We start from the raw sequence: 10,058 nt of genomic DNA, 5'->3' as shown, positions 1-10,058 counted from the left end.
ATCAGCCAACCAAACACATAAACTGCCTGGCCGCGCTGACCCCGAATACATTACACACACCCCACCAAAGACACAAAACCCCAGGTAAAATAGAGAAAACCACCACAAGCCACCACTGGAGAATCACTCCCTACGGTTCTGAAGCATCCAGAACCGAAGACTTGCGATGGTTTTCCGCACCGCGCGTTTAACTAGCACCGTGCGCTTAGCCGTTAGCCACTGACCAGAGGCCAACAATCACTAGCTAACCCGTTCAACCGATGCGCCAAGAGAATTGAGTGTCTCTACGAAGCCCGGGTAACCGCGATCAATGTGATAGACATCGTGCACCTCAGTGACGTCACCTTCTTCAGTACACAGCCCAGCAAGCACTAGTCCCGCTCCGGCGCGAATGTCCGAAGACCACACAGGTGCCGAACTCAACGTTTCCTTTCCGCGAATCATCACGTGATGACCATCGATAGTCGCGTCAGTGCCGAGGCGAATCATCTCGTCGACAAACCGGAAGCGCGATTCAAAAACGTTCTCGGTAAGCACTGACGTCCCTTCGGACACCGCGGACAGAGCAATGGCCATGGGCTGCATGTCCGTCGGAAAGCCTGGGTATGGCAGCGTTTGATAGTTCACACCCTGCGGACGCCCGTCCATACGCACGCGGAAGCCCTGCGGGTAGGTCTCGACCTGAGCGCCTGCGTTCTTCAGTTTTTCCAGAGGAAGGTGCAGGTACTTAGGGTTAATGCCAACGACCGTAATATCGCCGCCGGTCATCGCTGCAGCATAAGCCCAGGTCCCTGCGATAATTCGGTCGCCGACAACCTTGTGCTCAGTCGGGTGCAGCTTCTCTACGCCCTCAACCGTGATGGTGTTAGATCCCGCACCCGAAATCTTGGCGCCCATCTCCACGAGCATCTCGCACAGGTCGACAATTTCGGGCTCACGGGCGGCGTTATCCAGCACAGTCGTACCTTCCGCTAGTACGGCCGCGGTCAGAATATTCTCGGTCGCGCCGACGGACGGGAAGTCCAGCTTGATGTTCGCCCCCTTGAGACGCCCCGCCTCAGCCACCACGCAACCGTGGTGAATATAGGTGCGCGCGCCCAATTTCTCCAGGCCAGCCTGATGCATGTCCAGCGGGCGGGAACCAATAGCGTCACCACCGGGCAGTGCGACAATCGCGTTACGGGTACGCGCCGTCAGCGGCCCGAGCACACAGACCGAAGCGCGGAACTGGCGCACGGCATCGAAATCGGCGTGATGCGAGAGTTCTTCGGGCACCGTGATTTCAATCCGGTCGCCCTCGCGCGTCACGGAGCAGCCGAGCCCTTCGAGGACCTTTTGCATCAATGGCACGTCGTCAATTTCAGGGCAGTTCGTCAGTACTGTCGTGCCCTCGGCGAGAAGCGCCGCACCCATCAGTTTCAGAACCGAGTTCTTCGCCCCGGAAATCTGAACCTGACCATTTAGCGTCACTCCGCCTTTAACCAGAAATCGCTCATTTCCCACTCCCCCAGCCAACCACATTTCGCAATATCGCGCTTAGGCTTGAAGCTATGAGCGTTCATCTAACTCGCATTTACACTCGCACCGGCGACGACGGCACCACTGGATTATCCGATTTCAGCCGCGTTCCCAAGGATGATTCTCGCCTTATCGCCTACGCCACGTGCGAGGAGGCCAACGCCGCACTTGGCCAGGCGCTCAGTTTCGGCACGCTTGACGACGAAATCTCGGCTGTCATTCGCTACGTGCAGAATGACCTATTTGATGCCGGAGCCGACCTGGCAACACCTATTGAAGAAAACCCGAAGTACCCGCCGTTGCGTATCGAGCCGGATTACATCGAGCGACTCGAGCACTGGTGCGACCAATTCAATGAACAACTGCCGAAACTGGATTCCTTCATCCTCCCGGGAGGCACACCAGCCGCAGCACTGCTACACACAGCTCGGGTGATTACTCGCCGAGCCGAGCGTGCAGCATGGGCTGCCTGCCGCGAATTTCCCGAAACCACCTCAGTCCTACCGGCGAAGTATCTCAATCGCCTGTCTGACCTGTTGTTTATTCTTTCGAGAGTGGCCAATGACGGAAACGACGTTAAGTGGATCCCCGGTGGTGAGCGCGAAGCCCAGCGGCAAGCAGGGGGTAAGTAGCGGAGCAAGTAGCAGAACTGACTACCCCAATACCCGCGGGTTTGGGCGCAAAGGAACCGTCGTCAAGCGGTTTACGGCAGTGCGCCGATGCGACGGGCCGCGTTGACGGCCTCGTAGCGAGTATGGGCGCCCAGCTTGCGCATTACGGAGCGGAGGTAGGACTTAACCGTCTCGGCACCGATGCCCATTTCCTCTGCGGCCTCGACGTTGGTGTGACCGAGGGCGACACAGGCGAGAACATCGAGCTCACGAGCCGACAGCTTGGTGGTCTGCTTGACGCGAACCGGGGTGACCATCTGGTCACAGAGCACCTCGAGCTCCTGGCGCAGCTTCTCGTCATCCACACGGTTAGCGAGCATGCGCAGCTTGGAGTGCGTGGAACGAACCTGCTCCCACTCAGCGCCATTCATGATGCGGCCGCCCTTACCGTTGCCAGAACGATCCATGTTGCGGCAGGCATCGACGACAGCGAGGTCCTGCTCCAGGCAACGGGCGGTCATTGTGACCTCTTCAAGAACCTTGTCCCCCAGGCGCACCGAGGAGTGCACGCCACCGTAGAGCACGCCACGGACAAGACGCGAAACGATCACCGGCACGGCGACCAGCGAGTGCAGGCCTTCGTCACGAATCTTGTCGTCATACTCATGGGTAATAACCTTGGCGCGCAGGTAGTCACTGACACCCACCGGGCGGCGCGTGGCCAACACGCGACCACCGACACCCGCACCCGATTCCACAGTCAGATTCTGCAGGGCCGGAGTACGCAGGCCAACCCAGTTGTTGATCTGCATCTTAGAGTTATCGGTGACTTCCGCATACATTGTGACCGGAATACCAGTCGCATTCTTTAGGGCGACCAAGGACGACTTAATAACCTCATTGTCGTCCAGAATGCGGTGGGGATCCATCTCGCGTCCTCCTGCGTAACGGGCAAATTGCTTCACTGGCACCCACAGAGGCACCATCAGCCTGTGACTTCGCGCCGACTTACACTCCTACGAAATGGCCAACTACCGCTCAGCGGCCACTGACCCTTTCGGGGGCTGTAAACCGTACAAAGTAGATAGTACCCTCCGAACGGGTACACCTGCATTAAGGCATCCGTCACACAATCTTAGGAAACAACTAGGTTTCTCTACAAGTACGTAAAGAAAATACCAGGATAAATCCTGTCATTAGCCCCGCCTCGGCCGAATAAATACAAGGCAGGGGGTAGCTATTTTTCCGCTAACAAACTGCGTGAATGTTGATAACAGAGGGTAATGAACGGCGTTTTACCCCCAATGCGGACATTTTCGAAAAAGACCTTCGCTTATTTTGCATCGTGCGCTATTGTCATACATGCAACAGGTTTTGTTGAGTTCCACTTTCAATGCTACGTCCTCCACGTGGTTGTCCGAAGGTGGTGCACAGCAAACGCAAGAGGGAATCCGGTGCAATTCCGGAACTGTCCCGCAGCGGTAATCTGGAACAAAATTCGCCAACGGCACTGAGGTTATTTCAACCTTGGGAAGCGGCGAAAAGTAGGAAAATTGATAATAAGGATCTGCACGTAAGCATTGAAGCTTGCGGCAGTCGTCATCCCCTTATTGTCGGTCACGCCAGAAAGTCCGAATACCTGCCTGATGCGCCGAGGGCACTGCAAAGTGCCACGGCCACGGAGATCGCCCGCGGACAGGTGTGACGTGAAATGGAAGCGAAGAAATGCGACAGCTTCGCCTATATTTCTAGGCCTATTTTCATAGGCATTACGCCCTGCCCGCGGGCGCTTTTCTCATTTTTAGCGTGGTTTAGCTGCACATATCGATGAGCTATTCACCAACCAAACCGCTCGCCTAAACATCCTCTGGATGCCACACATCTCGCCCAATCGCCTTGGAGACCACGGGCGCCCAGGGCAAAGCCAATCGAGCATGTTCGACCAACCGTCGATCGGCCAAAATTTCCTCTTTGGAGCCAACTCGCAGTTTGCCGTCGGCAAGCACTGCTGCCCTATCGGCGAAATTCCACGCGAAGTCGATATCGTGCGTGGCGACGACGACGGCCGTGCCCTGATCGCGCAATTGATTGAGCGTGTGTGCAAGCTTTCGTGTCGCCTGCGGATCGAGGCCGGCGGAGGGTTCGTCGAGAAGCAACACACGTGGGTGCATCGCCAGCGCGCCTGCGAGAGCGACGCGCTTACGCTGACCATAGGAAAGCTGGTGCGGAACGCGTTCGGCGAGATCGGTGACCTCGGCGGTACCTAGGGCCTCCCGGACGCGCCGCTCGACTTCCTCGTTCTTAATCCCCAGGTTGACGGGGCCGAAAGAGACGTCTGCGAACACGCTAGCCGCGAAGATTTGCTCATCCGGATCCTGCGTGACCATCTGTACTGAGCGGCGGACCGTATTGCGGCCGTGCCGGGAGTACTTGTAGGCGGTGCCGTCAAGGCGAACCTCACCACTATTGGGCTTAGACGCTCCCGCGAGCATACGCAACAGCGTGGACTTGCCAGAACCGTTTGCGCCCAACAGCGCTAGGCGCTCGCCGCCCGAAATTGCCAAATCCACGCCTTTCAGAACGTGGGTTTCGTCGTAAGCGTATGTAACTGCAGCCGCTTCGACAATGACACCGTTGGCACCATGTACGTGATCAGCGCGATTTTTCCTGCTGCTCGACATCCCTATACACCCCATTTCAGCAGCGCCCAGGCCGCAATCAACGACAAAAGTAATGCACTGGATATCGCGATGAACTTCGGCTGCCTGGGCCGCGAAATCACCAGTACTTTCATTGCGCTCGGATCGGCGCGCAGCTCGATTCCCTCTTGCATCTTGCGCGCGCGGGTAAAGGCAATTACAAAGAGGCTGGCGGACTGTGCCGCTACATCTCGGATCATCGCCCGGCGCGTGGAGTGTCCCAAGCGTCGTGCTTGCGCTTCCGTCATCGAGTGTGCGGAGTGAATCAGCACGCCGGTCATCCGGTAAATCACCTCGGCGAGGTACGTCAAGTATCGCGGCAAGCCGTGCTTGTCGAGCCAGGCAATGAGCTCCGAAATCGGAGTGGTCAGCGCAAAGACCATCGTGCAGCTGATACCCGCAAACGAACGCATCACAACCTGCGCCATTCGCTGCGGGCCATCCGGCGACCACGCGAGACCGTCGGGAGTAAGCGCTACCAAAAGCGGAAACGCGCCGACGAGCACAAAAGCCGCCGGTGCCAGCACCATTGCCACATACAGCTTGCGGGGCACTCGGGCTATGTACGCAATAGACCAAGCAATGACCGCAATGACAGGCGCAAAGGGAATTGGCGGTAGCGCAACCGCCAGAATCAGCAGCCCACCGAGCAGCAGAATCTTTTCACCCACGTTGCGGCGTGCCCAAGCGCTGCGCGCCGCTGCAGCTTCTAGCGCATTCACTGCTCTTTCTCGCGCTTGTCCGAACGCGCAGCAGCCTTCCCTCGGTAGAAGCCAATAACGTAGAACAGGACGCCAGCACCGATAACGGCCTGGAGCGCGAACAGACCCGACTCGACCTCACCCGGCAGCTCGCCGACGAGTGGCTCGAACCACGGCTCGTAGTTCGGGTCGATTTCCTGAATTGTCTCCGTAGCGGTGGCATCAGTGCCGGCGAACGGCTCCTCGGCGTCGTCGTCCCCGTAGTTGAAGAACAGCGGGAACATGGCAATTACGACTACCAGGACAATGAGACCAACGCTGACCCACACGGAGTTCTTCTTCGGCTGGCTAGCTGCCTGTGCGTCGACAATCTGCGCGTTGTTTTTTGCATTCATAATCGTGCTCTCTTTCGCTTCTTTTCGCTTGACGACGGCTACTGCTTCTGGCCAGATACGGATGCAGCTGCCGCATTCTGCGAAGTGACAGATCCTGCAACAGCGTCAGCCGTGGCTTCTGCAGCTTTCGCCTCCAGCGCCGGTGCTGGCGCATCACCGAAGCGGGACAGGAAGCCGAGATCGAGGAGCTCAGAATGTGCCACGGCCAGCAGGGTGCGCATGAGAATGACGGTGACCAGAGCCTCGATGATCGCCAGCGGAATCTGCGTGATAGCGAACAGGCCGAGGAATGTAGCCAGAGCGCCGCCGACACCGCCCGGGTTTGCCGGGTGTGCAAGAGCGAGCTGCACGGAGGTCACAACATAGGTGGAGAGGTCAGCGAAGAACGCTGCCATAAACACACCTGGTAGTAGGCCTCCGCCGAGCTTTCGAGTCAATACGTAGAAGGCGTAGCCAACCCACGGGCCGACGATTGCCATGGAGAAGATGTTCGCACCGAGCGTCGTAATGCCGCCGTGAGCGAGCAAGATTGCTTGGAAGAGCAACACGATGGAGCCAAGCAGCGCCATCACCGGAGGTTTGAAGATTACAGCACCAAAACCTGTACCTGTCGGGTGCGAAGTGGAACCCGTCACAGATGGAATCTTGATTGCGGAGAGCACGAAGGTAAACGCACCAGCAGCACCGAGCAGCATGCCGCTACCGGGATGTTCTTTCATAGTGCGCTTGACTTGAATTGCGCCGTGAATGACAAAGGGAGCGGCAGCTACACCCCACCCAATGCAATGAGTGACTGGGAGAAATCCCTCAGCAATATGCATGATGTAAATCATCTTTCTACGGCGCTATTCACCTCGACAGCACCGCTCGACCGCCAATCCGCGGACGCGAATTGGATGATTTACAGTCGGTCTCCTGGCTGATGGGCTGAGGAAAGCTTCACACTTCTATTAATGCCTCGCCTCCTTCCCCAAAGGTTTGAGTCCCTCTGAGTGGCTTCGACGAAGCACCGCAATCGCTGAGTCCATTGTCTGCGTTTTTCGGTTATCACATATAACCGCTGTGCAGATAAGGGCCGCAATCGCACCCAATCACAGTGGCGAGGGCCGCTGCCTATTCACAAGGCATTCCCGTGCACTGTAAATCACGTCTCAGAATAGTGGATTCTAAGAAACTTTAATGCTCTTTACCCTCACAATGGAGGTAAGGACGAGCGAGGCAATGAGACAGCGTTAACGTGGCAATAGCAGGGGCATTGCGAAAATAGCGGTGCGACTGCGACGGCGCCGGCCGCGGCGACTATGACGGTGGCGGCACCGGAACTGACAGCTTCCACTTCCCTACGCAAGCCATAAAATAGACGAACTGGTCTGTACTAATTGCAGGATCAGGCGTACACTACGGCTACACGCGAAAACTCATTAGGAAGTCCTCTGTGATTTCCGGAATGGATAAGATTAATGACTATTTATAACGATGTCACTGAACTGATCGGCAACACCCCGCTGGTTAAGCTCAACCGTGTTACCGAGGGCCTGCCGGGCAACGTGATTGCCAAGCTGGAGTTTTACAACCCTGCCAACTCGGTCAAGGACCGCATCGGCAACGCAATTATCGATGCCGCCGAGCGCTCTGGCGAGCTCAAGCCGGGCGGAACCATCGTCGAGGGCACCTCAGGCAACACCGGTATCGCGCTGGCAATGGTCGGCGCAGCCCGCGGTTACAAGGTCATTCTCACTATGCCGGACACCATGAGCCAGGAGCGCCGCGTCGTTCTGCGCGCATTTGGCGCTGAGCTTGTACTCACCCCGGGCGCGGATGGCATGCGCGGCGCTGTCGATAAGGCCAACGAAATCGTGGCTAACACCGACAATGCAATCCTGGCTTCCCAGTTCGCCAACCCGGCCAACCCGGCTATCCACGAGGCAACCACTGGTGAAGAAATCTGGGAAGCTACCGACGGCAAGGTTGATTACTTCGTGGCTGGTGTCGGCACCGGCGGCACCATTACCGGTGCTGGTCGCACGCTGAAGAAGCACAACTCGGACATCAAGCTGGTTGCCGTTGAGCCGAAGGCCTCCCCGCTGCTGACCGAGGGCACCGCCGGCCCGCACAAGATTCAGGGTCTGGGCGCAAACTTCGTCCCAGAGGTTCTCGATCAGGAGCTTCTCGACGAGATCATTGCGGTTACCAACGAGGACGCTATTGAGGTCTCCCGCAAGGTCGCTGCAGCCGAGGGCATCCTCGGCGGCATTTCTGCCGGTGCAAACATCAAGGCTGCTCTCGAGATTGCAGCCCGCCCGGAGTCCGAGGGCAAGAACATCGTCGTGATTGTTCCTGACTTCGGCGAGCGCTACGTCTCCTCCATCCTGTACGAGGATCTGCGCGACTAAAGCCGAGCACTATAAGCGCCCGTAACCTTCTCTGCAGAGCCCGCTAGCTGGCACTTTCCGTCGGCAAGCGGGTTTTTGCATTGCCCACACCTCCGACCAGATAGAATTGACGCCCATGAGTGACTTTTTCCGAATCCTCAAAGAGGATCTGGACAATGCCCGCGCGCATGACCCAGCTGCGCGCAGTGATGTAGAAAATGCCATTGTCTACTCCGGCCTACACGCAATCTGGATTCACCGATTCTCGCACCGCCTTTGGAAACGAGGCGGGATTTTCAAGGGCATTGCACGAGTACTCGCACAGTTTTCCCGTTGGCTGACTGGTATTGAGATTCACCCGGGCGCTCAAATTGGCCGAAGGTTCTTCATCGACCACGGTATGGGCATCGTCATTGGCGAAACCGCAGAAATCGGTGACGGCTGCATGCTCTACCACGGCGTGACGCTTGGCGGCCGCTCACTGGAGAAGGTAAAACGCCACCCCACCCTGGAGGACAACGTCACCGTCGGAGCAGGTGCGAAAGTCCTTGGCCCCATCACAATTGGTGCAGGCTCATCAATCGGCGCCAACTCCGTGGTCACCCACAGCTGCCCACCCGATTCCATCGTGATAGGAATTCCGGGCCGCGTACGCCCTGCCAAGCCCGAAGAGCACAAGCCGTTGTGCGATCCGGCGGTGTACGTCCAGGGTGACGGAGACTTCATCTAGCCCCGCCCTAAAACTAGCTCTACATACAAAAGCCGGCCGGCTTCTTTGTGCGTTCTTCGCCCTTCAGCGACTAGCCAGCCAGTAGATCCTGGTATTCCGGGTTTTTCTCCACGAAGTTGGCAACAGCGGAGCAGCTGGTGCGAATCTTTCGGTTGTTCTTCCGAACATCATCCAGCGCGCCTGCGATAAGCGGCTTGGACAGGCCTTGTCCACGGAATTTGCCATCTACAACCGTGTGGTCAAAGTCCAGGGCACCTTCCACCGGGGTGTAAGCGGCAAAGCCGGCCTCTTCTCCCTCTACGGTGAGAACGTAGCGCTGACCGGCCTCATCATGCGAAATAGTGTGTGCCATTTTCGGAATCACTTCCCTCTCATGGTTGTGAAGCGTCGTCATTGCAAACGACTCTTAGGATGTAACCCAGATAACAGCTCTCGCTTCGGATTAATTCCGAATTCTGGTTAATTCTGCACTAGCGGGGGTTCGCCCGGGTGCTCGTCGGCACGCCCGACAGCGACACGGCACGGGACATCGCCCTTCGCGACCTTAGTCGCAGCCTCCCCCTCTGCCCACCCTGGGCTGACGGCCTCAGCGAGCGGGCCTGCCAGGTCCGCCATTTCGCAGTGAGACAGCCCCGGAGCCACCACACTGATGCGGTAACGCTTCCGATCCCCCGGATCCATGCCCGGGTTGGCCTCCGCCCACAAATCAGCGAGAGAGGAAGTGCGCCCCACATCGGGCATGACATCCTCGTAGACGTTGACTTCCTGATCCGGAATCAGTTCCGCGAGCACCCCACGAACCTTCTCAGCAGCCGATTGACTGCCCTCAGCATCCGTGTAGACGAAGATGCGCACGACCCACGGCAGCGTCTTATCGTCGGACAGCGTTCCTGCTGAGGCGAATTCCTTACTCATGCACAACATCCTATCCGCTAGGGTGTGTACGCGGTTTAATTTCCCCCACTTTAAGGTTTTCGCACGGCTCGATGCACTGTGCTTTAGGGTTAAGTAAAGAAAAGTGTGTCCGCATGC

At 57.6% G+C, this 10,058-nt stretch carries 11 protein-coding genes and 2 riboswitches; of the genes, 3 read left to right on the top strand and 8 right to left on the bottom strand.

Going from position 1 to position 10,058, the window contains the following annotated elements:
* Window positions 1-240 precede the first annotated feature (240 nt).
* Window positions 241-1,521, bottom strand: a complete 1,281-nt coding sequence (murA, locus tag HMPREF3130_RS00055) for a UDP-N-acetylglucosamine 1-carboxyvinyltransferase (RefSeq protein WP_070429047.1) — start codon at window positions 1,519-1,521, stop codon at window positions 241-243.
* 29 nt (window positions 1,522-1,550) lie between these two features.
* Here murA and HMPREF3130_RS00050 point away from each other — a divergent pair, with 29 nt between their 5' ends.
* Window positions 1,551-2,150 carry a cob(I)yrinic acid a,c-diamide adenosyltransferase gene (locus HMPREF3130_RS00050; protein ID WP_049173053.1) on the top strand — a complete coding sequence of 200 codons (600 nt, stop codon included), beginning with the start codon at window positions 1,551-1,553 and terminating at the stop codon, window positions 2,148-2,150.
* Window positions 2,151-2,221: 71 nt separating this feature from the next.
* On the opposite strand, the gene ramA is transcribed toward HMPREF3130_RS00050, so the two are convergent.
* From ramA to HMPREF3130_RS00025, 5 genes are all read right to left on the bottom strand, one after another.
* The gene (gene ramA / locus HMPREF3130_RS00045) at window positions 2,222-3,058 is read right to left on the bottom strand and encodes an acetate metabolism transcriptional regulator RamA (RefSeq protein WP_005511953.1); all 837 of its coding nucleotides are present in this window, start codon (window positions 3,056-3,058) and stop codon (window positions 2,222-2,224) included.
* Between the two features lie 475 nt (window positions 3,059-3,533).
* A riboswitch (cobalamin riboswitch) is annotated at window positions 3,534-3,791 on the top strand.
* Between the two features lie 194 nt (window positions 3,792-3,985).
* On the bottom strand, window positions 3,986-4,810 hold the full coding sequence (locus HMPREF3130_RS00040) for an energy-coupling factor ABC transporter ATP-binding protein (protein ID WP_070429046.1): 825 nt from the start codon (window positions 4,808-4,810) through the stop codon (window positions 3,986-3,988).
* 2 nt (window positions 4,811-4,812) lie between these two features.
* On the bottom strand, window positions 4,813-5,550 hold the full coding sequence (gene cbiQ, locus HMPREF3130_RS00035) for a cobalt ECF transporter T component CbiQ (RefSeq protein WP_049190262.1): 738 nt from the start codon (window positions 5,548-5,550) through the stop codon (window positions 4,813-4,815).
* Entirely contained in the window at window positions 5,547-5,924 is a 378-nt protein-coding gene (locus tag HMPREF3130_RS00030; protein ID WP_049173058.1) for an energy-coupling factor ABC transporter substrate-binding protein, read from the bottom strand. Before HMPREF3130_RS00030 ends, cbiQ begins: the two co-directional genes overlap by 4 nt.
* A gap of 38 nt (window positions 5,925-5,962) precedes the next feature.
* Complete coding sequence (locus HMPREF3130_RS00025; RefSeq protein WP_049190264.1) at window positions 5,963-6,745, bottom strand: energy-coupling factor ABC transporter permease; 783 nt, start codon at window positions 6,743-6,745, stop codon at window positions 5,963-5,965.
* Window positions 6,746-6,811: 66 nt separating this feature from the next.
* Window positions 6,812-7,081: riboswitch (cobalamin riboswitch) on the bottom strand.
* 303 nt (window positions 7,082-7,384) lie between these two features.
* On the opposite strand from HMPREF3130_RS00025, the gene cysK reads away from it, so the two are divergent.
* Both cysK and epsC read left to right on the top strand, forming a co-directional pair.
* Window positions 7,385-8,317, top strand: coding sequence for a cysteine synthase A (cysK, locus tag HMPREF3130_RS00020; RefSeq protein ID WP_049173059.1), 933 nt, complete (start codon window positions 7,385-7,387; stop codon window positions 8,315-8,317).
* A 115-nt stretch (window positions 8,318-8,432) separates the two neighbouring features.
* On the top strand, window positions 8,433-9,026 hold the full coding sequence (epsC, locus tag HMPREF3130_RS00015; RefSeq protein ID WP_005511963.1) for a serine O-acetyltransferase EpsC: 594 nt from the start codon (window positions 8,433-8,435) through the stop codon (window positions 9,024-9,026).
* A gap of 70 nt (window positions 9,027-9,096) precedes the next feature.
* Here epsC and HMPREF3130_RS00010 read toward each other — a convergent pair whose 3' ends face one another.
* Both HMPREF3130_RS00010 and HMPREF3130_RS00005 read right to left on the bottom strand, forming a co-directional pair.
* Window positions 9,097-9,378 carry a GNAT family N-acetyltransferase gene (locus tag HMPREF3130_RS00010; protein WP_048733762.1) on the bottom strand — a complete coding sequence of 94 codons (282 nt, stop codon included), beginning with the start codon at window positions 9,376-9,378 and terminating at the stop codon, window positions 9,097-9,099.
* A 107-nt stretch (window positions 9,379-9,485) separates the two neighbouring features.
* Window positions 9,486-9,941 (bottom strand): hypothetical protein, encoded by a 456-nt coding sequence (locus tag HMPREF3130_RS00005; protein ID WP_048733759.1) that lies wholly within the window; start codon window positions 9,939-9,941, stop codon window positions 9,486-9,488.
* Window positions 9,942-10,058 lie beyond the last annotated feature (117 nt).

The sequence above is a fragment of the Corynebacterium sp. HMSC14B06 genome, from assembly GCF_001807075.1.
In the GTDB taxonomy this organism is placed as follows: domain Bacteria; phylum Actinomycetota; class Actinomycetes; order Mycobacteriales; family Mycobacteriaceae; genus Corynebacterium; species Corynebacterium jeikeium_D.
Note: the sequence above shows the minus strand (reverse complement) of the source record. Positions and strands in the feature narration are given on the sequence as shown.

What these genes read in the sequence shown, in the direction of transcription:
- ramA (WP_005511953.1), bottom strand. Translation starts at nt 3,058, where the DNA reads ATGGATCCCCACCGCATTCTGGACGACAATGAGGTTATTAAGTCGTCC.
- HMPREF3130_RS00040 (WP_070429046.1), bottom strand. Translation starts at nt 4,810, where the DNA reads ATGTCGAGCAGCAGGAAAAATCGCGCTGATCACGTACATGGTGCCAAC.
- cysK (WP_049173059.1), top strand. Translation starts at nt 7,385, where the DNA reads ATGACTATTTATAACGATGTCACTGAACTGATCGGCAACACCCCGCTG.
- epsC (WP_005511963.1), top strand. Translation starts at nt 8,433, where the DNA reads ATGAGTGACTTTTTCCGAATCCTCAAAGAGGATCTGGACAATGCCCGC.
- HMPREF3130_RS00010 (WP_048733762.1), bottom strand. Translation starts at nt 9,378, where the DNA reads ATGGCACACACTATTTCGCATGATGAGGCCGGTCAGCGCTACGTTCTC.
- HMPREF3130_RS00050 (WP_049173053.1), top strand. Translation starts at nt 1,551, where the DNA reads ATGAGCGTTCATCTAACTCGCATTTACACTCGCACCGGCGACGACGGC.
- HMPREF3130_RS00005 (WP_048733759.1), bottom strand. Translation starts at nt 9,941, where the DNA reads ATGAGTAAGGAATTCGCCTCAGCAGGAACGCTGTCCGACGATAAGACG.
- HMPREF3130_RS00025 (WP_049190264.1), bottom strand. Translation starts at nt 6,745, where the DNA reads ATGCATATTGCTGAGGGATTTCTCCCAGTCACTCATTGCATTGGGTGG.
- HMPREF3130_RS00030 (WP_049173058.1), bottom strand. Translation starts at nt 5,924, where the DNA reads ATGAATGCAAAAAACAACGCGCAGATTGTCGACGCACAGGCAGCTAGC.
- murA (WP_070429047.1), bottom strand. Translation starts at nt 1,521, where the DNA reads ATGTGGTTGGCTGGGGGAGTGGGAAATGAGCGATTTCTGGTTAAAGGC.